The organism is Rhodococcus sp. NPDC057529 (assembly GCF_042802055.1).
Taxonomy (GTDB): domain Bacteria; phylum Actinomycetota; class Actinomycetes; order Mycobacteriales; family Mycobacteriaceae; genus Rhodococcus_F.
In genome coordinates, this window is sequence record NZ_JBHVEY010000001.1 from 38,117 (window position 1) to 61,507 (window position 23,391).

The window sequence follows — 23,391 nt, forward strand, 5'->3', positions numbered from 1 at the left end:
CGTATCCAGCGCGAATACTCGAAATCGCTGCTGCGCTGCACCATATACTCGGATGATGGGGGAGTCCCCGTTCACCTCAGCCGTCGTCGTCGCCGAGCAGGTCCGCTCGGGCGTCTCGAGCCCGATGGAGCAGGTCGAGGCCGCGCTCGCGGCCATCGCGGAGCGTGAACCGAAGATCCAGGCGTTCGCCGCCGTCCTCGGCGACCAGGCCCGAGCCGAGGCGCTCGCGCTGTCCCACCGATCGGATCTGGCGGCCCTTCCACTGGCCGGAGTGCCCGTCGCGATCAAGGACGTGATCCCCGTGGCCGGGCTGCCGATGCGCGAGGGCTCGGGCGCGACCAGCGCCGAACCGAAGGCCGCCGACCATCCGGTCGTGGCGCGACTGCGGGCGGCGGGAGCGGTGGTGGTGGGCCTGACGACCCTCCCCGAACTGGCGGTGTGGGGAACCACGGACGCGCCCGGCCACATCACCCGCAACCCGTGGAATCCGTCCCGGACCTGCGGCGGCTCGTCCGGGGGTGCGGCGGCCGCCGTCGCCGCGGGAATGGTGCCGCTGGCGCACGGGACCGACGGTCTGGGGTCGATCCGCATCCCGTCGGCGAACTGTGGAGTGTTCGGTATCAAACCGGGCAGGGGAGTCGTGCCGTCCGAACTCGGCGCCACCTCCTGGTTCGGTATGGCCGAGAACGGGCCCATCGCCACGACCGTCGACGACGCCGCCCTCATGCTGTCCGTGATCGCCGACCGTCCCGAGCTCGCGCGGATCGGGCCGTCGGAGCCGCTGCGCATCGCGGTGGCGCCGGGGTCGCCGACGTTCCTGGCCACGGTCGATCCGCAGTGGCGGGACGCGGCCGTGCGCGCGGGGACGGAACTGACCGGGTCGGGCCACGACGTGGAGCCCGCGACGTTGCCGTACCCGGTCAACCTGATCCCCGTTCTCGCCCGCTGGACCGCGGGAACGGCCGCCGACGCCAAGGGCCTCGACCGCAGGAGACTGCAGCCGAGGACCCGCAGGCACGTGGCGTTGGGTCGCGCGCTGGGCCGGTTCGTCCGACCGGAGCAGGTGAACCGGCTCGAGGACTCGCTGCGTGCCTTCTTCGAGAACTACGACGTGGTGATCACCCCCGCGCTCGCGCAGCCGCCGCTCGCCGCGACGACGTGGAGTGAGCGGTCGTGGTTGTCGAACATCGTGGCCAACGTGCGGTACGCCCCGCTCAGCGCGCTGTGGAATCTCGTCGGCTGGCCGGCGGCCAGTGTCCCCGTCGGCACCCACTCGCACTCGGGCACCCCGCTGGCCGTGCAGATCGCCGCGCCGCCCGGTGGCGAGGCCAGAATCCTGGCCCTCGCCGCCCACATCGAGCGGGTCGGCGGCGGCTGGCCGAGGGTTGCGCCCACCCGGTGAACTCCCGCACATCCGGACCCGGATCGAGGCGGAGGGAACCGATGGGCCACCGCGTGCGTTGAACGAAATAGAGACCGCTCGCGACAGCGGTTGGCTGCTACCTGGAGTCGCCGGGGTGCCTTCGCGGTAACCTGGTTTGTCCGGTTGGCAGCCGGAAGGCGCACCCGGAAGACCCGCACTCTCGAAAGGACCGGCCATCTCGGCCGACCTGTATGAACCGTAAGACTGTGTTTCGAAACCTGGCGATAGTTGCCGGCATCCTGCTGGTGATCTACGCCTTCAGCTACTTCGGCAACGACACGCGCGGATTCAAGGGTGTCGACACCTCCGTGGCGATCGCGCAGCTCGACTCGAACAACGTCGAGAAGGCGCAGATCGACGACCGGGAGCAGCAGGTGCGCCTGTGGCTGAAGGACGGCAACGACGCCACCGACGGCAAGACCGAGATCCTCGCCAAGTATCCGGCGTCGGCGTCGGAGCAGATCTTCAACGAGATCTCCGACAAGGGCCTGCAGAGCTACAACACCACGGTCACGCAGGAGAGCTGGCTCACGTCCATCCTGCTGTTCGTCCTGCCGATGGTGATCCTGCTCGGCATCTTCTTCTTCGTGATGAGCCGCATGCAGGGCGGCGGCCGCGGCGGCGTCATGGGCTTCGGCAAGTCGAAGGCCAAGCAGCTGTCGAAGGACATGCCGAAGACGACCTTCGCCGACGTCGCGGGTGCGGACGAGGCCGTCGAGGAGCTGTACGAAATCAAGGACTTCCTGCAGAATCCGGCGCGCTACCAGGCGCTGGGCGCGAAGATTCCCAAGGGTGTCCTGCTCTACGGTCCGCCCGGAACCGGTAAGACCCTGCTCGCCCGCGCGGTGGCAGGCGAGGCCGGTGTCCCGTTCTTCACGATCTCCGGTTCGGACTTCGTCGAGATGTTCGTCGGTGTCGGTGCGTCCCGCGTGCGCGACATGTTCGACCAGGCCAAGCAGAACAGCCCCTGCATCATCTTCGTCGACGAGATCGACGCCGTCGGACGTCAACGCGGCGCCGGACTCGGTGGCGGTCACGACGAGCGTGAGCAGACCCTCAACCAGTTGCTGGTGGAGATGGACGGCTTCGGTGACCGCACCGGCATCATCCTGATCGCCGCCACCAACCGCCCCGACATCCTGGACCCGGCGTTGCTGCGTCCGGGCCGCTTCGACCGGCAGATCCCGGTCGGCGCCCCCGACCTCGCCGGCCGTCGCGCCATCCTGAAGGTGCACTCGCAGGGCAAGCCGATCGACCAGCACGCCGACCTCGAGGGCCTGGCCAAGCGCACCGTCGGAATGTCGGGTGCCGATCTGGCCAACGTCATCAACGAGGCCGCGCTGCTCACCGCCCGCGAGAACGGCACCGTCATCACGGAGGCCGCGCTCGAGGAGTCCGTCGACCGTGTCGTCGGCGGTCCGCGCCGCAAGAGCCGCATCATCAGCGAGCACGAGAAGAAGATCACCGCGTACCACGAGGGTGGGCACACGCTCGCCGCGTGGGCGATGCCCGACATCGAACCCGTCTACAAGGTCACCATCCTCGCCCGCGGCCGCACCGGCGGTCACGCGATGACGGTGCCCGAGGACGACAAGGGCCTGATGACGCGGTCCGAGATGATCGCCCGGCTGGTCATGGCGATGGGTGGCCGCGCCGCCGAGGAACTCGTGTTCCACGAGCCCACCACCGGTGCGTCCTCCGACATCGACATGGCGACGAAGATCGCCCGGTCGATGGTCACCGAGTACGGCATGAGCGCCAAGCTGGGTGCCGTGCGGTACGGCCAGGAGGGCGGCGACCCGTTCCTGGGCCGGTCGATGGGGCAGCAGTCCGACTACAGCCACGAGGTCGCGCGCGAGATCGACGAAGAGGTCCGCAACCTCATCGAGGCCGCGCACACCGAGGCGTGGGCGATTCTCAACGAGTACCGCGACGTGCTGGACATCCTGGCCACCGAACTGCTCGAGCGGGAGACGCTCACCCGCAAGGATCTCGAGAAGATCTTCCACAGCGTCGAGAAGCGTCCCCGGATCACGGCGTTCAACGACTTCGGCCACCGGACCCCGTCCGACAAGCCGCCGGTCAAGACACCGCGGGAACTCGCGACCGAGCGCGGCGAGCCGTGGCCCCAGCAGCCCGAACCGGTGTTCGCGCAGCAGCAGTCGCAGCAGGCCCCGCCGCAGCAGCAGTACCCGCAGCCGGCGCCCGCGAACGGCTACTCGCAGCCCGCTCCGGCCCGGCCGCAGGGCGGGATGACGCAGCCGCGTCCCGACTACGGCGCCCCCGCGGGATGGTCGGCTCCCGGCTGGCCGCCCCGCGATCCGGGCAACCAGAGTCCGGAGGGGCAGTACCCCGGCAACCAGGGGCCGGGAACCGACCAGGGCCCGGGGAACCAGTGGAATCCGCCGCACGAGCAGCGGGGTACCGGGGACGACGACGCGCAGACGAGGGCCTGGAAAGGACCGGACGGATCGAACTGATCCGCCCGACACTAGGCTGTTGCTTCGGGACGATCGGTCCCGGTACTGGAGGAGTTTCGGTTGTCGGTGAATCATCTCGGTAGTGAGCCCGTGGCCCTCGAGACGGGCCGGGTGTTCGATCAGCCGCGTGCCGAGGCTGCGGTGCGGGAACTGCTGATCGCGATCGGTGAAGACCCGGACCGTCCCGGACTCCGCGATACGCCCGCTCGCGTGGCGCGGTCGTACCGCGAGGTTTTCGCGGGCCTGTACACCGACCCGGACACCGTGTTGAACACGACGTTCGACGAGGGGCACCAGGAGCTGGTGCTCGTCCGCGACATTCCGCTGTACTCCACGTGTGAGCACCACCTCGTGTCGTTCCACGGGGTCGCGCACGTCGGGTACATCCCCGGCCGGACGGGCAAGGTGACCGGCCTGTCGAAACTTGCCCGCGTGGTCGACCTGTATGCCAAGCGCCCGCAGGTTCAGGAACGTCTGACCAGTCAGATCGCCGACGCCGTCATGCGCAAGCTCGATCCGCGCGGTGCGATCGTGGTCATCGAGGCCGAGCACCTGTGCATGGCGATGCGGGGGATCCGCAAGCCTGGTGCGAGTACCACCACGTCCGCGGTGCGTGGTCTGCTCCAGTCCAGCGCGGCCTCACGTTCCGAGGCTCTGGACCTTATTCTGCGGAAGTGACCGTGATCGAGCTGCCCTCACCGGGCCGCACCGTGGTGATGGGGATTCTCAACGTCACCACCGATTCGTTCTCCGACGGCGGACGCTTCCTCGATCGTGACGCGGCGCTCGAACGCGGTCTCGCGTTGAAGCGTCTCGGCGTCGACATCGTCGACGTCGGCGGCGAGTCCACCCGGCCGGGCGCGGCACGGGTCGATCCCGACGTCGAGGCCGGCCGGGTCGCACCCGTCATCGCGGACCTGGTCGCCGAGGGCATCTGCGTCAGCGTCGACACGATGCGGGCGTCCGTCGCGGAGGCCGCGATCGGTGCGGGCGCGTCGATCATCAACGACGTGGCCGGTGGCCGGGCCGATGCGGCGATGGCGTCGGTGGTCGCGGACGCCGGCGTTCCGTGGATCCTGATGCATTGGCGTTCGGCCGGTGACTACGTGCACCGCGGCACCGCCGACCACTACGACGACGTGGTTCGCGAGGTGCGGGACGAACTGATGACGCAGGTCGACCTGGCCGTGAAGGCCGGCGTGGATCCGGGCTCGCTGGTGCTGGATCCGGGTCTCGGTTTCGCGAAGAACTCCGATCACAACTGGGCGCTGCTGAAGGCGCTGCCCGAGTTCACCGCGCTGGGATTCCCCGTTCTCGTCGGCGCCTCCCGCAAGCGGTTCCTGGGTTCGCTGCTCGCGGGTGCGGACGGCGAACCCCGTCCCCCCGCCGGCCGGGAGACCGCGACGGCCGTCGTGTCGGCGCTCGCCGCGACCCACGGCGCGTGGGGGGTGCGTGTGCACGACGCACAGGCTTCCCTCGACGCCATCGCGGTCGCCGAGGCCTGGACGAGGGGTGCAGCCGGACGTGAGTGATCGAATCGAGTTGCGCGGCTTGAAGGTTCGCGGCAATCACGGTGTCTTCGACCACGAGAAGCGGGACGGTCAGGACTTCTACGTCGACATCACCGTCTGGATGGATCTCGCCCCGGCTGCCGCGTCCGACGACCTCGACGACACCCTGGACTACGGCGGGCTCGCCGAACGCGCGGCGGCGATCATCGCTGGCCCCTCCCGGGACCTCATCGAGACCGTGGCGGCCGAGATCGCGGACGGGGTGATGACCGACCCCCGCGTCCGGAGCACCGAGGTGGTGCTGCACAAACCGTCCGCGCCGATCCCGCTGACGTTCGCGGACGTCGCGGTGGTGGCGCACAGGTCGCGACCATGAGTCGCGCGGTGCTGTCGATCGGGTCGAACGTCGGCGACAGCCTTGCCCACCTGCAGTCCGTCCTCGACGGGCTGGGCGCCGCCGTCGTTGCGGTCTCCCCGGTGTATTCGACGGCGCCGTGGGGCGGCGTCGAGCAGCAGGACTTCCTCAACGCGGTCCTCGTCGTCGACGATCCCGCACTCGACGGCTACGGCTGGCTGCGGCGAGGGCAGGAACTCGAGGCCGCCGCCGACCGGGTGCGGGTGAAGCGGTGGGGTCCCCGTACGCTCGACGTCGACGTCGTCACGTGCGACGGCGTCCGCAGCGACGACCCGGAACTGACGTTGCCGCACCCGCGAGCCCACGAACGGGCCTTCGTGCTGATTCCGTGGCTCGACGTCGAACCCGATGCCGTGTTGCCGGTCCACGGAACGGCGACCCGTGTGGACGCGCTGCTGCCGCTGCTGGACGACGAAGAGCGGTCCGGTGTGCACCGGACGGACCTCGCCCTGGACCGGCGGTCGCGATGAAGCCGGAACCGACGGGCACGATGAAACCCACCCGCATCTGGGATCTGCTATTCCTCGCCGCGCTCGCCGTCGCCGCCACCTGGATCCTGGTGCGCGTGTTCTACGGGTCGTTCCCACCCATCCCCGTGTACGCGGGGGCGTCGCTGTATCCGGTCGCGCTGATCGAGGTCGTGCTCGCGTTCATGGTCCGATCCCGGGTCAGCAACCACCAGGTGGGCGACGGGCCGCGTCAGCTGCATCCGATCACCGCCGCCCGGGTTGCCGCTCTGGCCAAGGCATCCGCGCTCGTCGGCGCCGCGACGGCCGGGGTGTGGGGAGGCTTCCTGCTGTACCTGCTTCCGCAGCAGTCGGTGCTGCGTGCCGCCGCCTCGGACAGTCCCGGCGCGTGGGTCGGGCTCGTCGCGGCACTGGCGCTCGTCGGCGCGGCGCTGTGGCTGGAACACTGCTGCCGCACCCCCGACGACCCCTCGGACGAGCCCGCGCATTAGGACATCGGGGATCGCCGCAGGTCGGATGGAATGCGCGGCGCACCCTTCGCGGCCAAGTACCCTGGCACCATGACGAATCCTGGTCGCCTCAAGTCTGCGCGCCGCAACAGGCGCAGCGCGAGCCAGATGATCGTTGCGGGTCTGCTCGCCCTCGCGGTGATCGCGTCCCTCTTCCTGATCTTCAGCGACAGTGTCCAACTCCTGCGGGTGGGCCTGGTGGCCGCGCTCTGGGCCGCCACGGTCGGGGCCATCGCGATGACGAAGTACCGGCGCGAGTCGGCGCTCGACAAGGCGAAGGTCAGCGACCTGCAGACCGTCTACGAGTTGCAGCTCGAGCGCGAGATCTCGGCACGGCGCGAATACGAACTCACCGTCGAGAAGCGGGTGCGCAGCGAAGTGCGTGCCGATGCAGAGGAACTCGCCGCGTTGCGTGCCGAACTCTCGTCGCTCCGCAAGAATCTCGAGGCACTGTTCGACGGCGCGATGCCGACCGAACGGATCGCGCTGCGGGCGGATTCGACGCGTGTGCAGGAACTCGCGGGGCGCTCGTACAGCAGCTATCAGCCGGCCGCGTCGGGCCTGTACGTCCCCGGTGCGGGGCACGCCGCGGGCGCAGGGCATCAGAGCGGTTCCGCGCAGTCTTCGCATTTCGCGAATCCCGACGACGATCCGGTCACCGCCGAGACGTCCATCGTCGAGCCCGCCGGCGCCGGACACACCGAACCGGAGATCGAGGTCGAACCGGAACCGGAGCCCACGCCGGAGCCTGTCGCCGAGACAGCGCCGGTCGCCGAGCCGGAACCAGAGTCCACGGAGGCGGAGCCGGAGCCGGAACCCGAGTCGGAGCCGGAGCCGGAACCCGATGCGGCCGCAGAGCCGGAGCCCGAGGGGCGGCGGGGCCGCAGACGGGCGGCGGAGGACGACGACTCTTCGGGCGCGCACTCGAACGGGCTGTCCGTCGCCGAGATCATGGCCAACATGAAGTCCGCGTCGGGGGCGTCCCAGAGCGCTGGAGGCAGGCGCCGGCGGGCCGAATAGGCCCGGACTCGCCCGAGGATCAACCCGCACGGTGTGAGGCATATATCACTCCGCCCGCTCATGGCGGGGTGCGTTCGAGCCGGGCTATCCTCACCGTGGAACGTCTGGTACCCGCCGAGCGGGACTGGAACGAACGAGAGGACGAAGGTGACCTCTTTCGGGATCACTAATGGCCCTGCGCCTGCGAGGTTGACGGTAGGAGTCGTCTCCGCAGGCCGGGTCGGAACAGCAATCGGTGCCGCTTTGGAGCGGGCAGGTCACGTGGTCGTCGCCTGCTCGGCCGTCTCCGACGCGTCACGGCATCGGGCCCGCACCCGGCTGCCCGAGACGGAAATTCTTCCGGTCGCGGAGGTCGCGGCCCGCTCCGAACTGCTCATTCTCGCCGTCCCCGACGCCGAACTGCCGTCGCTGATCGCGGGCCTGGCTTCCACGGGTGCCGTGCCGGGGCGCGCGATCGTGGCCCACACGTCCGGCGCGAACGGCATCGGGATCCTCGCCCCCCTCGCCGAGCAGGGTGTCGTACCGCTCGCGATCCACCCCGCGATGACGTTCACCGGCCACGACGAGGACACGGTCCGTCTCGCGTCCGCCTGTTTCGGAATCACCGCAGCCGATGACATCGGTTACGCGATCGCGCAGTCGCTGGTTCTGGAGATCGGCGGCGAGCCGGTACGGGTCCGCGAGGACATGCGGCCGCTGTACCACGCCGCTCTGGCTCATGGCAGCAACCACCTGGTCACGCTCGTCGTCGACGCCGTGGCGGCGCTGCGGGTCGCGCTCGAGGGCCAGGAACTGCTCGGCCAGGAGTTGATCGGCGACGATCCGAACGGCCTGGCCGAACGCGTTCTCCAGCCGCTGCTGTCGGCGGCGCTCGACAACGCCCTGCGCCGCGGGCCTGCTGCCCTCACCGGGCCCGTCGCCCGGGGTGACTCCGAGGCGGTGGCCACGCATCTGCGCGTCCTCGAGGAAGTCGATCCGCGGATTGCGGCCGGCTACCGGGCCCTCTCGCTGAGGTCGGCGCAACGCGCCGGCGCCACACCTGAACTGCTGGACATCCTGGAAGACCGGAGGTGAGCCCCGTGAGCGATCTGCAGGGCGGATACAAGCGCGGCGAACTGACCGTGCACCACGACCCGAGCGTGCTGACCCGGGTCTCGAAGGCGCTGCGCGGCGTCGGCCGCCAGGTCGCGCTCGTGCCCACGATGGGAGCCCTCCACACGGGACACCTGGAGCTGGTGCGGCAGGCCAAGCTCACCGGCGCGGTGGTGATCGTCTCGATCTTCGTCAACCCGTTGCAGTTCGGTGCCGGCGAAGACCTCGACGCCTACCCGCGCACCGTCGACGCCGACCTCGAACTGCTGCGTGAGGCCGGAGTCGAGCTGGCGTTCGTGCCGACCGCGGCCACTATGTACCCGGCCGGTCCGCGGACGACGATCCATCCCGGACCGCTGGGCGCGGAACTGGAGGGCGCGTCCAGGCCCACGCACTTCGCGGGCATGCTCACCGTCGTCGCCAAGCTGCTGCAGATCGCCGCACCGCACGCCGCGTACTTCGGCGAGAAGGACTACCAGCAGCTGACGCTGATCCGGCAGATGGTGACCGATCTGAACTTCGACGTCCGCATCGTCGGCGTGCCCACGGTGCGTGAACACGACGGACTCGCGCTGTCCTCACGGAACCGCTATCTCGACGAGGATCAGCGGAACGCGGCGACGACGTTGTCCGCGGCCCTGATCGCCGGCGCCCACGCCGCGGCCGGTGGCGCCGAGGCGATCCTCGCCACCGCGCGCGAGGTGCTGGCGTCCACCCCCGAGGTGGAGGTCGACTACCTCGAGGTGCGGGGCGTCGACCTCGGCCCCGCACCCGAACGAGGCGACGGCCGGCTGCTCGTGGCGGCCAGGCTCGGAACCACCCGCTTGATCGACAACGTCGGTGTCGCCGTCGGCACCGGTTTCCTCGAACGTGACACCGAGGCGTCGGACGCGTCGGCGACAGACGAACTTCTTTCCCGCTAGAAGAGTAAGGACCGGAACATGTTTCGCACCATGATGAAGTCGAAGATCCATCGCGCCACCGTCACACACGCCGACCTGCACTACGTGGGCTCGGTGACGGTCGACCAGGATCTGATGGATGCCGCCGATCTCCTCGAGGGTGAGCAGGTGTGCATCGTCGACATCGACAACGGCGCGCGGCTCGAAACCTATGTCATCGCCGGCGAGCGGGGAAGTGGTGTCATCGGGATCAACGGTGCGGCAGCGCATCTGGTCAAGCCCGGCGACCTCGTCATCCTCATCGCCTACGGCGTCATGAACGAGCAGGAGGTGCGCGACTACGAGCCGCGGGTCGTGTTCGTCGACGCCGCCAACACGCCGGTCGACCTCGGTGCCGACCCGGCGCATGCGCCGGAGGGCTCCGGCCTGATCACCCCGCGCATGCTGTCGACGCTCGACGCCGAGCGCGAATCCAGTTTGGTGTAACCGGTGCTCCTCACCGTCGACGTCCGGAACACGAACATCGTTCTCGGACTGTTCACCGGGACTGGTGAACATTCGAAGTTGGTGCAGGACTGGCGAATGCGCACCGATGCGAGGATGACGGCCGACGAACTGGCCCTCATCTTCCGTGGGCTCCTCGGCGCGCACACCGATCAGATCACCGGGGTGTCCGCACTGTCGACGGTGCCGTCGGTGCTGCGGGAGATCCGCGTGATGCTGACGCGGTACTGGGGGCACGTCCCGCACGTGCTGGTGGAACCCGGGGTGCGAACCGGTGTTCCGCTGCTCGTCGACAACCCCAAAGAGGTCGGTGCCGACCGGATCGTCAACAGTCTTGCGGCGCATCATCTCTACGACGCGCCGTGCATCGTGGTCGACTTCGGGACGTCCACGTGCGTCGACGTCGTGTCCGCGAAGGGCGAGTTCCTCGGCGGCGCCATCGCGCCCGGCCTCGAGATCTCCTCGGACGCACTGGCGTCGCAGTCGGCGGCGCTGCGCAAGGTCGAACTGGTGCGGCCTCGGTCCGTCGTCGGCAAGAACACCGTCGAATGTATGCAGTCGGGTGCGGTGTTCGGTTTCGCCGGCCTCGTCGACGGGCTGGTTCGTCGCGTCCGCAAGGAGTTGCCTGCCTTCTCCGGCTCCGACGTGGTGGTGATCGCGACCGGCGACCGTGCGCCGCTGATCATGCCCGAGACGGAGACCGTCGACGAGCACGAACCGGATCTCACGCTCGAAGGGCTGCGCCTGGTCTACGAGCGGAATCAGGCCCGCCGGGGAGCGCGTCGCAGCCCACTTGACTGATGGGTTCCCTCTTCGCGGAAGTTATGTCAGAATGGTCCCCGTGAATCTCTGCACGAGTGCTCAGGAGTGTTGTCGAGGCTGAACGCTGCCTTGACCAATTCACACTTCTGGGAGTCTCTCTCGTGCTCGCAACGTATTCTTCTGCATCTGTACCCACCCGTCTTCGCCCGGCCGACCTGCTGCGCATCACCGATCAGGGTGCTTCCGAGGTCCTCGACGGCCGCCACGACGTCCTGCTCCCGCAGAGCTGGCCCACCGACGAGCGCTGGTCGACCCGGCTCTACTCGGACGACGACGTCGACGTCTGGCTGATCAGCTGGGTTCCCGACCGGAATACCGAATTGCATGACCACGCAGGCTCTTTCGGTGCGCTCACCGTTCTCAGCGGCGCGCTGTCCGAGTTCCGTTGGGCGGGTGATCGACTGCGTCACCGCATCCTCGACGCCGGCGATCAGGCCTCGTTCCCGCTCGGCTGGGTCCACGACGTGGTACGCGCGCCGGACGCACCGGGGGCGGAGGTGGTGACGCCGACGCTGAGTGTGCACGCCTACTCGCCGCCATTGTCGGCCATGTCCTATTACGAGGTCACGGACCACGGCACGCTGCGCCGTACCCGTACCGAGCTCACCGATCTCCCCGAGGGCGGTTCGAAGTGAACATCGACCAGATGCTCGAAGAGGCCCGCACCAAGATCGACCGGATGTACGCGTTCGAGCTGCCCGAGGCAGTGGCGCGCGGCGCGATCGTCGTGGACATCCGCCCGCAGGCGCAGCGCGCGATCGAGGGGACGCTGCCCGGCGCGCTCGCCATCGAACGCAACGTCCTCGAGTGGCGCTGCGATCCCACCAGCTCGGCGCACCTGGCGCTGGCCGTGGACCACGACGTCGAGTGGATCATCGTCTGCTCCGAGGGCTACACGTCGAGCCTGGCCGCGGCGGCCCTGCAGGAGCTGGGTCTGCACAAGGCGACCGACCTCGTCGGCGGCTACAAGGCGATCAAGGCGGCAGGGCTGCTGGGGTCGCTCATCGCGACGAAGCACTGCGTGCGGGAGTTGGCCACCGTCTCGGCTCACTGACCTCTGAATAGGGGCACGCCCGGCCGTCGATTAGGCTGGTGACCCGTGAGTGAAGTAGCAGCCCAGCCAGTCGACGACACCCCCGAGCAGCTTCGGATCCGCCAGGAGAAGCGTGAGCGCATTCTCGCGGAGGGACGCCAGGCGTACCCGGTGTCGGTGGCGCGCACCCACTCGCTGGCGGAGATCCGCGCCAAGTATCCGGAACTCGAACCTGACACCGCAACGGGTGACCAGGTCGGTGTCGTCGGCCGGGTGATCTTCGTGCGCAACACGGGCAAGTTGTGCTTCGCGACGCTGCAGGAAGGCGACGGCACCCAGTTGCAGGCGATGATCAGTCTCGCCGCCGTCGGCGAGGATGCGCTCGCGTCGTGGAAGGCCGATGTCGACCTCGGCGACTTCGTGTTCGTGCACGGTGAGGTGATCAGCTCCCGTCGCGGCGAGCTGAGCGTGATGGCCGATTCGTGGCAGATCGCGTCCAAGTCGCTCCGCCCGCTGCCCGTTGCGCACAAGGAGATGAACGAGGAGTCCCGGGTTCGGCAGCGTTATGCCGATCTGATCGTGCGCCCCGAGGCGCGGGACAATGCGCGTAAGCGTGTGGCCGTGGTCCGTGAGCTCCGGAACGCGCTCGAGCGGCGCGGGTTCCTCGAGGTCGAGACGCCGATGCTGCAGACGGTGGCGGGTGGCGCGGCGGCCCGTCCCTTCATCACGCATTCCAATGCCCTCGACATCGACCTCTATCTGCGAATCGCTCCCGAACTGTTCCTGAAGCGGTGCGTCGTCGGCGGTATCGAGAAGGTTTTCGAGATCAACCGGAATTTCCGCAACGAGGGCGTCGACTCGACGCACTCGCCGGAATTCGCGATGCTCGAGACGTACGAGGCGTACGGCACGTACGACGATTCGGCCGTCATGATTCGCGAACTCGTTCAGGAGGTGGCGCAGGCCGCTTTCGGTTCGCAGGTCGTCACTCTTGCCGACGGCACCGAATACGACCTGAGCGGTGAATGGAAGACCCTCGAGATGTATCCGTCGCTGTCGCAGGCGATCGGTGTCGAGGTCACTCCGGATACCACGGTCGAGGAATTGCTGGCTCTCGCCGAGAAGGTGGGCCTCGAAGTCCCGAAGGACAAGGGTTACGGGCACGGGAAGCTGGTCGAGGAACTGTGGGAGCACCAGTGCGGCGACCAGTTGTTCGAGCCGACTTTCGTCCGTGATTTCCCGGTCGAGACGTCACCGCTGACGCGTGACCATCGCAGCAAGGCCGGGGTGACCGAGAAGTGGGACCTCTACATCCGTGGGTTCGAGTTGGCCACGGGCTATTCGGAATTGGTCGATCCGGTGATCCAGCGTGAGCGGTTCGTCGATCAGGCGCGCCTCGCGTCGGCCGGCGACGACGAGGCGATGGCCCTCGATGAAGAATTCCTCGCCGCAATGGAGCAGGGAATGCCGCCGACCACCGGTACCGGAATGGGAATCGACCGTCTGCTCATGGCTTTGACGGGATTGGGAATCCGCGAAACAATCCTCTTTCCCATTGTTCGGCCGTCTTCTCGCTGATTCGCCCGGGATGAATTCGCGCGGATAAATTCGATCCATTCCTCGTATTCCGAATCGGAAGAACAGGGGTATGGTTACCTCCGGGTCGTAGCTCACGTTGACGATGAGACGTCGCTTCATTCGAGAGGAATTTCATCCCATGGCTAAGAAGGTCACTGTCACCCTGATCGACGACGTCGACCAAGAGGCGTCTGCCGACGAGACGGTCGAGTTCGGACTCGACGGTGTTCAGTACGAGATCGACCTTTCCTCGGAGAATGCGGCGAAATTGCGCGAGCAGCTCGACGTGTGGGTTTCCCACGCGCGCAAGGTGAGCTCGCGCAAGCGCGGCAAAGCGGTGGCGGCTCCGGCTGTCACCAAGTCCCGAGTTTCGGTCGATCGGGAACAGAGCGCCGCTATCCGGGAATGGGCGCGCAAGAACAACAAAAAGGTTTCTGCGCGCGGCCGTATCTCCGCGGAAATTATCGAGGCCTACAACAAGGCGAACTGAAAGTTAGCTGGGAACAGAATTCGCTGATTCGCTCCGCACACCGACCTGGGCTGTTACCGTCCCGCACTGATCCGATATTCGGGGAGTCTGGGGGTAGCTGTGCGCCGCTGCGTGTCCGTTTCAGGGATTCTGTTCCTGGCGTTCGTGATGTGGGCCGGGGTGGCGTCCGCGGCGCCTGCCTATCCGGTGCCGGATTCGTTCCTCGCCGGAGTGCCCCTCGAATTGGGAAATCCGGGCGGTTCGGCACCGGGCTCGAACGACTGGTCCTGCCGGCCGAGTGATGCGCACCCCGAACCGGTGGTCCTCGTCCACGGGACGGGAGGCGCGCGCCAGACCAACTGGGCGGTGTACGCGCCGCTGCTCGCCAACGAGGGTTACTGCGTCTATTCGCTCACCTACGGCAACTTTCCCGATCTGCCGTGGCCGCTCGACGCGATCGGCGGAATGACTCCCATCGACACGGGCACCGCTCAGATCGCCGCGTTCGTCGACCGGGTGCTGGCGAGCACGGGCGCCGCGAAGGTCGACCTGGTCGGGCATTCCCAGGGCACGGTGCAGGCGAACAACTATGCGAAGTTCTTCGGCGGTGCGGACAAGGTCGCGAAGATCGTGTCGCTCGCCCCGCCGTGGCAGGGCACCTACGGAAACGATCAGATCAGTGCCGGCCGGTTCCTGCGGTCGCTCGGTGTCGACGACGCGGTGGCGGCGGGGTTCCCCGTCTGCCGGGCGTGCCCCGAGATGCTCCAGGGGTCGAAGTTCATCGACCGCATGCGCGCGGGCGGGGTCTACGTCCCGGGGATCGAGTACACGAACATCGTCACCCGCTACGACGAACTGGTCGTCCCGTACACGAGCGGCCTCGAGCCGGGGCCGGACACCACCAACATCGTCGTCCAGGACGGGTGTGAGCAGGACTATTCCGACCACGTCGCCGTCGCCGGCTCGGCACGCGCCGCCGGTTTCGTGCTGAACGCGCTGGACCGCGACAATCCGCGCGAGGTGCCGTGCCGTTTCGTCGCCCCGTCGCGGGGTAGCCCCGCGAGATGCATCGCGCCGCCAGTTACCGGGGGAGGCCGGAGCAAGAGCCTGGGTAACGTTGCCGACGCCGGCGGAAAGGAACGGGTGGCGAACTCGCAGCTCGTCGACATACCCTGTCCGGATACGCAGGTCTCGCCCCCTCGGGGAGCGGGCCGTCGGCCTCTCTCGACCGGATGCCCTCCACAGGCGCCGCCGGACCTGTTCGCTCCAGGCGTACAGCGAAGGGGAAACGATTGCCGGACCTGGGGCGTTAAATACGAATAAGCAGGCGTGCTCGCCCACCTAAAGGGGTGGAGGGGCAGCAGGTCGATCGGCAGCCAACTAGAGTAATAGCTGGGGTCGTGGAACCTTCGTCGGTTCGGGGCTTCTGCCCTCGGATCAGGCGCTGGCGATCTGCTTGTAGTGCCGGAGCGAAACGCGGCGAACAGGGACGAGACACCCGGTCTCGTGACTGCACGTCGGAAAGTGTGAGGGAGAGCGATGTTCGAGAGGTTCACCGATCGCGCACGGCGCGTTGTTGTCCTGGCTCAAGAAGAAGCCAGGATGCTCAACCACAACTACATCGGTACGGAGCACATCCTGCTCGGCCTCATTCACGAGGGCGAAGGTGTCGCTGCCAAGTCGCTGGAGTCGTTGGGCATCTCCCTCGAAGGAGTGCGCAGCCAGGTCGAGGAGATCATCGGCCAGGGCCAGCAGGCCCCGTCCGGCCACATCCCCTTCACCCCGCGTGCCAAGAAAGTCCTGGAGCTCAGCCTGCGCGAGGCACTGCAGCTCGGACACAACTACATCGGCACGGAGCACATCCTGCTCGGCCTCATCCGCGAGGGTGAAGGCGTCGCAGCGCAGGTTCTGGTGAAGCTCGGCGCCGACCTCAACCGGGTCCGTCAGCAGGTCATCCAGCTGCTTTCCGGTTACCAGGGCAAGGAGCCGGCCGAGTCCGGCGGCACTCGTGGCGAGGCGGGCACCCCGTCCACGTCGCTGGTGCTCGACCAGTTCGGTCGCAACCTCACCCAGGCGGCCCTCGAAGGCAAGCTCGACCCCGTCATCGGCCGCTCGAAGGAAATCGAGCGCGTCATGCAGGTGCTGTCGCGCCGTACCAAGAACAACCCCGTGCTGATCGGTGAGCCCGGTGTCGGTAAGACCGCCGTCGTCGAAGGTCTCGCTCAGGCCATCGTCAACGGTGAGGTCCCCGAGACGCTCAAGGACAAGCAGCTGTACACGCTCGACCTCGGGTCGCTCGTGGCAGGCAGCCGTTACCGCGGTGACTTCGAAGAGCGCCTGAAGAAGGTCCTCAAGGAGATCAACACCCGCGGCGACATCATCCTGTTCATCGACGAGCTGCACACCCTGGTGGGTGCCGGCGCGGCCGAGGGCGCCATCGACGCGGCCTCGATCCTCAAGCCGAAGCTCGCCCGCGGTGAGCTGCAGACCATCGGTGCGACCACCCTCGACGAGTACCGCAAGTACATCGAGAAGGACGCCGCACTCGAGCGCCGCTTCCAGCCGGTGCAGGTCGGCGAGCCGACGGTGGAGCACACCATCGAGATCCTCAAGGGTCTGCGCGACCGTTACGAGGCGCACCACCGCGTGTCCATCACGGACGGTGCACTCGTCGCCGCGGCCACCCTGGCCGATCGCTACATCAACGACCGCTTCCTGCCGGACAAGGCCATCGACCTCATCGACGAGGCCGGAGCACGGATGCGCATCCGCCGGATGACCGCACCGCCGGACCTCCGCGAGTTCGACGACAAGATCGCCGACGCCCGCCGCGAGAAGGAGTCCGCGATCGACGCGCAGGACTTCGAGAAGGCCGCGAACCTGCGCGACAAGGAGAAGACCCTCGTCGCTCAGCGTGCGGAGCGGGAGAAGCAGTGGCGCTCCGGTGACCTGGACGTCATCGCCGAGGTCGACGACGAGCAGATCGCCGAGGTCCTGGGTAACTGGACCGGCATCCCCGTGTTCAAGCTCACCGAGGAGGAGACCACCCGTCTGCTCCGCATGGAGGAGGAGCTGCATAAGCGGATCATCGGTCAGGAAGACGCGGTCAAGGCTGTCGCCAAGGCGATCCGTCGCACCCGCGCCGGCCTGAAGGACCCGAAGCGTCCGTCCGGTTCGTTCATCTTCGCCGGCCCGTCCGGAGTCGGTAAGACCGAGCTGGCCAAGTCGCTCGCCAACTTCCTGTTCGGCGAGGACGACGCTCTCATCCAGATCGACATGGGTGAGTTCCACGACCGGTTCACCGCGTCGCGGCTGTTCGGTGCCCCTCCCGGCTACGTCGGCTACGAAGAGGGCGGCCAGCTCACCGAGAAGGTGCGCCGCAAGCCGTTCAGCGTGGTGCTGTTCGACGAGATCGAGAAGGCACACCAGGAGATCTACAACACCCTCCTGCAGGTGCTCGAAGACGGCCGTCTCACCGACGGTCAGGGCCGGACCGTGGACTTCAAGAACACGGTGCTCATCTTCACCTCGAACCTCGGCACGTCGGACATCTCCAAGGCCGTGGGTCTCGGCTTCACGTCCGGTAAGGGCGACGAGTCGAACTACGAGCGGATGAAGCTCAAGGTCCACGACGAGCTGAAGAAGCACTTCCGTCCCGAGTTCCTCAACCGCATCGACGACATCGTCGTGTTCCACCAGCTCACCACCGAGCAGATCGTTCAGATGGTGGACCTGATGGTCGCGCGCGTCGAGGTGGCCCTGAAGAACAAGGACATGACGATGGAGGTCAGCGACAAGGCGAAGGCGCTGCTGGCCAAGCGTGGTTTCGACCCGGTCCTGGGTGCGCGGCCGCTGCGTCGCACCATCCAGCGCGAGATCGAGGACCAGCTGTCGGAGAAGATCCTCTTCGGCGAGGTCGGCCCCGGTCAGATCGTGTACGTCGACGTCGAGAACTGGGACGGCGAAGGCGCGGGCGAGGACGCGAAGTTCACGTTCCGCGGCGAGGCGAAGCCGGTCACGGTTCCCGACGAGGTTCCGGTCGACCTGGCCAAGTCGGGCGCAGCAGACTCGGAGTAGTCGTGCGGTAGTCGAACGAGACGGGCCGCCGGTGGTTTTCCACCGGCGGCCCGTTCGTGTGTGCGGGGTCAGATGCTCTTGCGTCCCGACCAGTTGGCGAGACGTTCGGTGGGGCCTGCGGTGGGGAGCGGGTCGACGACGTCGGCGAACGGCACGGGGCCGCCGCGTGGCTCCGCGGGGATCGCCTGCCGTGCGACGCCGAGCACGGCCTCGGCCAGCTCCGGGCGGGTCTCCGAGGGCTGGCCGGTGGCGACCGCCAGGTCCCAGCCGTGCACGAGGGTCTCGTTGATGTAGCCCCAGATCGCGGCGCGGCCGGGGACGGTGCCCCATGGTGCGGTCACCGTCGCGTCGAGGCTGTGGTCGTCGGCCCAGACGGGCCACATGCGGTCGGCGGCGGATCGGTAGGCGTCCGCGTAGCCGTCGTCGCGGATGTCGGCGACGACGATCGGAATGCTGCGGGGGTCGCCGCCCTCGCCGATCACGCGGGCACGTTCCACGGTGGCGACGAGGTGGCCGAGCAGGGTGCGGACGTCGAAGTCGGCGCACGGGGTGGAAGCCGTCAGCTGGTCCTCGCGGACGTTGTCGATGAGGCCGGTGGTCCAGGTGAGGGCTTCGCGGTACAGGGGCCGGGGATCAGTCGTGTGTGTCATGAGGCAACTATCGCCGCAATACATGACATCTTCTGTCGTATATTTCTGACGACTTTTCGGCATGCGCGCCGACCGCCTGCTCTCGCTCGTCCTCCTGCTCCGCAACCGTGGGCGCATGTCGGCGTCGGCGCTGGCCCGCGAACTCGAGGTGTCGCCGCGGACCGTGCTGCGGGACATCGACGCTCTGTCGACGGCGGGGATCCCGGTGTACGCCGAACGCGGCCGGGACGGCGGTTTCGAGTTGCTTCCGGGATTCACCACCGATCTCACCGGCCTGACCGTCGACGAGGCCAAGGCCCTGCTGGCCGCCGGCTCCGCGATCACCTCGGAGTCGCTGGGCATGGCGCCGGCGTTCGCGTCGGCGATGCGCAAGGTGGTCGCGGCGATGCCGGACGCGCACCGGGCCGCGGCGACGAAGGTGGCGGAACGCGTGTTCGTCACCCAGGGGTCGTGGCTGACCGATCCGGAACCGGCCGACGACCATCTCGGGCTGATCCAGCAGGCGGTGTTCGTGGGCAGGCGCCTGAGCATCCTCTACCCGTCACGAGGGAACGAACCGGTGTGGCGCGTCATCGACCCGCAGGGTCTCATCCACGCGGGGGGACGGTGGTACCTGGTGGCGACGGACGCCGGCCGCGACCGGACGTACCGGCTCGAGCGGATCGAGGACGTCCGCGAACTCGACGAACCGGCGCAGCGAACAGCCGACATCGACCTCGCCGCGATCTGGGAGCGTCGCCGTTCGGCGTTCCGGGCGCGCGGCACACCGGTGGTCGTCGACGTTCTCGTCCGGCGGGAGCGTCGCGACGTTCTGGCGGAGCGTGCCTACGCCGTCCGATCCGAGCAGCCCGCCGACGGCGACCGGGTGCGCCTGGAAGTGGTGTTCGGCGACGACTCCCACGCGAGCGGGGTGCTGTGGTCGCTCGGCGAGGACGCGGAAGTGCTGGCGCCGGACGATCTGCGGGCCGCCCTGCGTTCCCGGGCGCTGCGGATGTGCGCCAGGTACGAGTAGGTTCGACACGTAAACCGAAGAACCACGAGAGGATGTGGCATGCCGACACGTACCGCACGGACCGCTTGGAACGGATCACTCGAACAGGGAAGCGGCCAGGTGGAACTCACCAGTTCCGGTGTCGCGACCTTCGACGTCTCGTTCCCGAAGCGCGCGGCGGAGGAGGCGGGTGGAACCACCAGCCCGGAGGAGCTGATCGCGGCGGCGCATTCCTCCTGCTACGCGATGCAGCTGTCCGCACTCATCGCGGAGGCAGGCGGAACCCCGCAGAGCCTCGAGGTGAAGGCCGATGTCTCACTCGGGCCGGACAACCCGGGTTTCAAGCTCACCGGCATCACGCTGACGGTCCGCGGTGAGGTGGACGGTCTCGACGCCGACGGCTTCGCCAAGGCCGCTCAGGCCGCGAAGGAGTCGTGCCCGGTGAGCAAGGCGCTCACCGGCGTCGAGATCACGTTGGACGCGGCACTCGAATCCTGAGTGCCGACTACCGACGGTTGAACCGTGCGCGTATCTCCTCCATCTTCGCCTGCAGTTCGTCCGGGCTGATGACGCCCTTGTCCATCAGCGCGTGCGCGGTGGCGACGACGGACCGGGAGCGGACGGGAAAATCGCGGTAGAGGGTTTCGCCCAGCTGGTCCTCGGTGTGGCGCCTGTCGAGATTGTCCCAGGCGCCACGCCAGGACAGGCATTCCGCGGTGGCCTGCATGCTCGATTCCCACGGGTCGGGCTTGCGGTCGAGGTCCGGGAGCGTCACGTCGTCGCGAGTTGTCTCCGGCGTCAACGTGTTCAGGATGACGTCGTAGCCCTTGTCCGCCATCATCGTGCGGCTCCTCCGTTGTCCGAGGGTGGTGTGGTCGCCGTCCAGTCGACCTGAGGGACGGCGACACCGATCATGGTGTCGCGGGTGACGATCGACGCCAGCTGTTCCTCACTCCACCCCTCGGTGCCCTCGGGGCGCATCGGCATCACCATGAATCGCGATTTCTGATTCGAATCATGCACGCGCACTTCGACATCCGACGGGAAGTGCAGGCCGAACTCCGCGATCACCTCGCGGGGCCAGCGCACCAGCCGGCGGCGGTAGTTGGGTGTGCGGTACCAGTCCGGGGACATGCCGAGGACGGGCCGCGGATAGCACGAACACAACGTGCAGACGATGACGTTGTGCACTTTCGGGGTGTTCTCCAGCACGTAGAAGTACGTGTAGTCGCTCGGCGTGCCCGATCCCGTGGGGTCGCGCCAGTCGATCCCCACCTCCTTGCAGGTCTCGGTGCCGTCGGCCAGCAGGCGCTTCTTGAATTCCGGATCCACCCACGCCTTCGCGACCAACTTCGAACCACCCGACGGCCCTACCGACTCGGCCCATTCCGAGAACCGCCGGTGATCCTCGCGGGAGAACAGTCCGTGTTCGATGGACAGTTCCCGGATGGCGGTTTCCAGGATCTCGAATTCGCTGACCTCCTCCGAGGCCTGGATCGGAGCGTGATCGTCGTGCGAATGCGTCATGTGTCGGCCTCTCCTGCCGGCTCGAGCCAGCGCTCGGAGCACTCGGTTTCCAAGGTGTCGATCTCGTATCCGGTGTAGCGGGGCCAGAGGTCGGTCTGCTGGAAGCGGACGACGTAGAACGGTTCGGTCCGCCCGTCGTCGACGCGTCCCCACGCCTCGTCCTCGGGGATCACCCACTCCGGGCGGTGTTCGACGACGACACCGGTGTGCCCGCGGATGAATGCCTGCGTGCGGGTGTGGAACATCGACGTCGCGTCCTTGACGGTTACGCGGTCGCCGATCGCGAATTTCGTCATGACCGGCCTCCAGCCGTAGGTCCGCCTGCGGTCCGGGCCCGCACTTCGTCGATCTTGGCGGACAGTTCGTCCGGCGTGATCAAGCCCTTGTTGACGAGTGTCTTGGCGGCCACCGTGATCCAGCGCGCGTAGTACGGCAATCCGAAGTAGAGCGTCGCACCCAGGTCGTTCTCGGCGCGGCGGCGTTCCTCCGAGTTCCACACACCCCGCCAGCCGAGGCATTCGCACGTGACGTACGTGCTCATCTCCCAGTCCTCTTCGACCTTCTCCTCGTACGCGACGGGAAGGGCGGGCTGGCCGCCGACGTCGTGCAGCACGTGCCGCAGCGCGTCGAATGCGGAATTGGACAGGTAGTACGGCGAATCCATCTCTTCGTGATGGAGGGGGCCGTACCCCGCCACTCTGTTCGCCTGTGCTTCGAATTCTGCTGGAGAGTTCATCGCGTGCTCCGTAGGGGTGGAACTAGTGACAGGGAACTCCCAGGAGATGGCGTCCGTCGTGCATCAATTCGTGCAGGTACATGCCACTTCGGGAGATCGCACCCTGGTCGAAGCCGACCAGGTAGAGGGTGAGAAGGGAGAGCAGGACGACTCCGACGGCGATCAGCACGATTCCGAGTGATTCGACGGACTTGCTCGGTGACGAGACGTAAACCATGGCTACTCCTGGAGGAGTTCGGGTTCCGCAACCATCGGCCGTCGATCTTCCGGGCAACGCGACGAGCGCCCCTCGTTCAGCGGCACGATCGATACGACGTTACTCTCGCCGTGTCGACACCCTCACCGTACCGTTCGGTCGAATTCGGCGGGCGGAAATGCACCACGGCGAGCCAAGACACTCTCTGCGCGGAAACGTGCCGGAACAGAATGCGGCACCCGTCTGTTCCACTGAACTGTGAGAACACAGCAGAAGCACGACGGCGACATCGAGATCGAGATCTGGTCCGACGTGGCCTGCCCCTGGTGCTACATCGGCAAGCGACGCTTCCTGTCGGCCCTCGACGAGTTCGAGGGGCGCGACCGGGTCACCCTGACGTGGCGGTCGTACCAGCTGTCGCCGGACACCCCGGTCGGGGAGCGGCGCACCGAACTCGACGCCCTGGTGGAGAGCAAGGGGCTGTCGGTCGAGCAGGTCCGTCAGATGTTCGGGCACGTCGCGCGGACGGCGGCCGACGAGGGTCTGCAACTGGACTTCGACACGGTCGTCGCCGCCAACACCTTTGACGCGCACCGGCTGATCCACCTCGCGGGCGACAAGCGAGATGCAGTGGTGGAGGGACTGTTCCGCGCCCATTTCGGTGAGGGTGCCGTGATCGACGACCGCGAGGTGCTCGTCGACATCGCGGCGCGGGCCGGGCTCGACGCCGACTCGGTGCGCGCCGAACTCGATTCCGATGCCGGCGCGGACGCGGTGCAGGCAGACCTCGAGGCGGCCCGCCGGCTGCAGGTGACGGCGGTGCCGTTCTTCGTCGCCAACCGCCGCGTCGCGGTGTCCGGCGCGCAGCCGAAGGACGTGTTCCTGCAGCTTCTGACGCAGGCGAGCGCGGCACCGGTCTCCTGACCACCGGCATCGCTTGCCATCGCCCCGGACGGGGAGCACATTGAAAAGCAGTCGTCGGCAGGGAG

Annotated in this window: 26 protein-coding genes and 1 pseudogene; 21 read left to right on the forward strand and 6 right to left on the reverse strand. The window is 67.6% G+C overall.

The genetic code is table 11. The features are described from left to right. The first annotated feature begins 55 nt into the window (after positions 1-55). The 18 genes and pseudogenes from ACFU5V_RS00185 to ACFU5V_RS00270 all read left to right on the forward strand — a co-directional run bounded on the left by ACFU5V_RS00185 (position 56) and on the right by ACFU5V_RS00270 (position 18,302). Entirely contained in the window at positions 56-1,402 is a 1,347-nt protein-coding gene (locus ACFU5V_RS00185; protein WP_378695909.1) for an amidase, read from the forward strand. 212 nt (positions 1,403-1,614) lie between these two features. Then, positions 1,615-3,903 carry an ATP-dependent zinc metalloprotease FtsH gene (ftsH, locus tag ACFU5V_RS00190; RefSeq protein WP_378437762.1) on the forward strand — a complete coding sequence of 763 codons (2,289 nt, stop codon included), beginning with the start codon at positions 1,615-1,617 and terminating at the stop codon, positions 3,901-3,903. A 60-nt stretch (positions 3,904-3,963) separates the two neighbouring features. After that, positions 3,964-4,581 carry a GTP cyclohydrolase I FolE gene (gene folE / locus ACFU5V_RS00195; protein ID WP_043826734.1) on the forward strand — a complete coding sequence of 206 codons (618 nt, stop codon included), beginning with the start codon at positions 3,964-3,966 and terminating at the stop codon, positions 4,579-4,581. After that, positions 4,578-5,435 carry a dihydropteroate synthase gene (gene folP, locus ACFU5V_RS00200; protein ID WP_378695911.1) on the forward strand — a complete coding sequence of 286 codons (858 nt, stop codon included), beginning with the start codon at positions 4,578-4,580 and terminating at the stop codon, positions 5,433-5,435. The genes folE and folP overlap by 4 nt, the downstream gene beginning before the upstream one ends. Then, positions 5,428-5,790: a dihydroneopterin aldolase gene (gene folB / locus ACFU5V_RS00205; protein ID WP_087559822.1), complete on the forward strand. Its 363-nt coding sequence runs from the start codon at positions 5,428-5,430 to the stop codon at positions 5,788-5,790. The genes folP and folB overlap by 8 nt, the downstream gene beginning before the upstream one ends. Further along, the gene (gene folK, locus ACFU5V_RS00210) at positions 5,787-6,299 is read left to right on the forward strand and encodes a 2-amino-4-hydroxy-6-hydroxymethyldihydropteridine diphosphokinase (protein WP_378695913.1); all 513 of its coding nucleotides are present in this window, start codon (positions 5,787-5,789) and stop codon (positions 6,297-6,299) included. The genes folB and folK overlap by 4 nt, the downstream gene beginning before the upstream one ends. Positions 6,300-6,319: 20 nt before the next feature. Next, positions 6,320-6,787 (forward strand): DUF3180 domain-containing protein, encoded by a 468-nt coding sequence (locus tag ACFU5V_RS00215; RefSeq protein ID WP_378437771.1) that lies wholly within the window; start codon positions 6,320-6,322, stop codon positions 6,785-6,787. Between the two features lie 69 nt (positions 6,788-6,856). After that, positions 6,857-7,825, forward strand: a complete 969-nt coding sequence (locus tag ACFU5V_RS00220) for a DUF6779 domain-containing protein (RefSeq protein WP_378695915.1) — start codon at positions 6,857-6,859, stop codon at positions 7,823-7,825. A gap of 147 nt (positions 7,826-7,972) precedes the next feature. After that, positions 7,973-8,899 carry a Rossmann-like and DUF2520 domain-containing protein gene (locus ACFU5V_RS00225; protein WP_378695917.1) on the forward strand — a complete coding sequence of 309 codons (927 nt, stop codon included), beginning with the start codon at positions 7,973-7,975 and terminating at the stop codon, positions 8,897-8,899. A gap of 5 nt (positions 8,900-8,904) precedes the next feature. Further along, complete coding sequence (panC, locus tag ACFU5V_RS00230) at positions 8,905-9,840, forward strand: pantoate--beta-alanine ligase (protein WP_378695919.1); 936 nt, start codon at positions 8,905-8,907, stop codon at positions 9,838-9,840. An 18-nt stretch (positions 9,841-9,858) separates the two neighbouring features. After that, the gene (gene panD, locus ACFU5V_RS00235) at positions 9,859-10,305 is read left to right on the forward strand and encodes an aspartate 1-decarboxylase (RefSeq protein ID WP_012691507.1); all 447 of its coding nucleotides are present in this window, start codon (positions 9,859-9,861) and stop codon (positions 10,303-10,305) included. A gap of 3 nt (positions 10,306-10,308) precedes the next feature. Beyond that, positions 10,309-11,124, forward strand: a complete 816-nt coding sequence (locus ACFU5V_RS00240) for a type III pantothenate kinase (protein WP_378439654.1) — start codon at positions 10,309-10,311, stop codon at positions 11,122-11,124. A gap of 122 nt (positions 11,125-11,246) precedes the next feature. Further along, complete coding sequence (locus ACFU5V_RS00245; RefSeq protein ID WP_378439656.1) at positions 11,247-11,780, forward strand: cysteine dioxygenase; 534 nt, start codon at positions 11,247-11,249, stop codon at positions 11,778-11,780. Further along, complete coding sequence (locus ACFU5V_RS00250) at positions 11,777-12,199, forward strand: rhodanese-like domain-containing protein (protein ID WP_378695921.1); 423 nt, start codon at positions 11,777-11,779, stop codon at positions 12,197-12,199. Before ACFU5V_RS00245 ends, ACFU5V_RS00250 begins: the two co-directional genes overlap by 4 nt. Before the next feature lie 45 nt (positions 12,200-12,244). Then, the gene (lysS, locus tag ACFU5V_RS00255) at positions 12,245-13,756 is read left to right on the forward strand and encodes a lysine--tRNA ligase (protein WP_378439659.1); all 1,512 of its coding nucleotides are present in this window, start codon (positions 12,245-12,247) and stop codon (positions 13,754-13,756) included. A 139-nt stretch (positions 13,757-13,895) separates the two neighbouring features. Further along, positions 13,896-14,246 (forward strand): Lsr2 family protein, encoded by a 351-nt coding sequence (locus tag ACFU5V_RS00260; RefSeq protein ID WP_072947363.1) that lies wholly within the window; start codon positions 13,896-13,898, stop codon positions 14,244-14,246. A gap of 99 nt (positions 14,247-14,345) precedes the next feature. Next, a pseudogene (locus ACFU5V_RS00265) lies at positions 14,346-15,278 on the forward strand (esterase/lipase family protein); the annotation flags it as partial. Positions 15,279-15,764: 486 nt separating this feature from the next. Beyond that, positions 15,765-18,302 (forward strand): ATP-dependent Clp protease ATP-binding subunit, encoded by a 2,538-nt coding sequence (locus ACFU5V_RS00270; protein ID WP_378439663.1) that lies wholly within the window; start codon positions 15,765-15,767, stop codon positions 18,300-18,302. Between the two features lie 68 nt (positions 18,303-18,370). Here ACFU5V_RS00270 and ACFU5V_RS00275 read toward each other — a convergent pair whose 3' ends face one another. Continuing rightward, the gene (locus ACFU5V_RS00275; protein ID WP_378695923.1) at positions 18,371-18,952 is read right to left on the reverse strand and encodes a TIGR03086 family metal-binding protein; all 582 of its coding nucleotides are present in this window, start codon (positions 18,950-18,952) and stop codon (positions 18,371-18,373) included. A gap of 61 nt (positions 18,953-19,013) precedes the next feature. On the opposite strand from ACFU5V_RS00275, the gene ACFU5V_RS00280 reads away from it, so the two are divergent. Both ACFU5V_RS00280 and ACFU5V_RS00285 read left to right on the forward strand, forming a co-directional pair. Then, the gene (locus tag ACFU5V_RS00280) at positions 19,014-19,964 is read left to right on the forward strand and encodes a helix-turn-helix transcriptional regulator (protein ID WP_378695925.1); all 951 of its coding nucleotides are present in this window, start codon (positions 19,014-19,016) and stop codon (positions 19,962-19,964) included. 39 nt (positions 19,965-20,003) lie between these two features. Then, complete coding sequence (locus tag ACFU5V_RS00285) at positions 20,004-20,441, forward strand: OsmC family protein (protein WP_378441313.1); 438 nt, start codon at positions 20,004-20,006, stop codon at positions 20,439-20,441. A gap of 7 nt (positions 20,442-20,448) precedes the next feature. Here ACFU5V_RS00285 and ACFU5V_RS00290 read toward each other — a convergent pair whose 3' ends face one another. From ACFU5V_RS00290 to ACFU5V_RS00310, 5 genes are read right to left on the reverse strand one after another with little or no spacing between them, the layout of a single operon-like run. Beyond that, positions 20,449-20,784: a ScnB gene (locus tag ACFU5V_RS00290; protein WP_378441315.1), complete on the reverse strand. Its 336-nt coding sequence runs from the start codon at positions 20,782-20,784 to the stop codon at positions 20,449-20,451. Next, complete coding sequence (scnC, locus tag ACFU5V_RS00295) at positions 20,781-21,470, reverse strand: thiocyanate hydrolase subunit gamma (RefSeq protein ID WP_072947369.1); 690 nt, start codon at positions 21,468-21,470, stop codon at positions 20,781-20,783. Before scnC ends, ACFU5V_RS00290 begins: the two co-directional genes overlap by 4 nt. Next, complete coding sequence (locus ACFU5V_RS00300; protein WP_378441319.1) at positions 21,467-21,766, reverse strand: SH3-like domain-containing protein; 300 nt, start codon at positions 21,764-21,766, stop codon at positions 21,467-21,469. Before ACFU5V_RS00300 ends, scnC begins: the two co-directional genes overlap by 4 nt. Next, a complete protein-coding gene (locus ACFU5V_RS00305) occupies positions 21,763-22,206 on the reverse strand; it encodes a hypothetical protein (RefSeq protein ID WP_378441321.1) in 444 nt (147 codons plus the stop codon). The genes ACFU5V_RS00300 and ACFU5V_RS00305 overlap by 4 nt, the downstream gene beginning before the upstream one ends. A gap of 22 nt (positions 22,207-22,228) precedes the next feature. Next, positions 22,229-22,423, reverse strand: coding sequence for a CbtB domain-containing protein (locus tag ACFU5V_RS00310; protein WP_378441323.1), 195 nt, complete (start codon positions 22,421-22,423; stop codon positions 22,229-22,231). Positions 22,424-22,660: 237 nt separating this feature from the next. Between ACFU5V_RS00310 and ACFU5V_RS00315 the strand changes: the two genes are divergently transcribed. Next, positions 22,661-23,326: a DsbA family protein gene (locus tag ACFU5V_RS00315; RefSeq protein WP_378441325.1), complete on the forward strand. Its 666-nt coding sequence runs from the start codon at positions 22,661-22,663 to the stop codon at positions 23,324-23,326. Positions 23,327-23,391 lie beyond the last annotated feature (65 nt).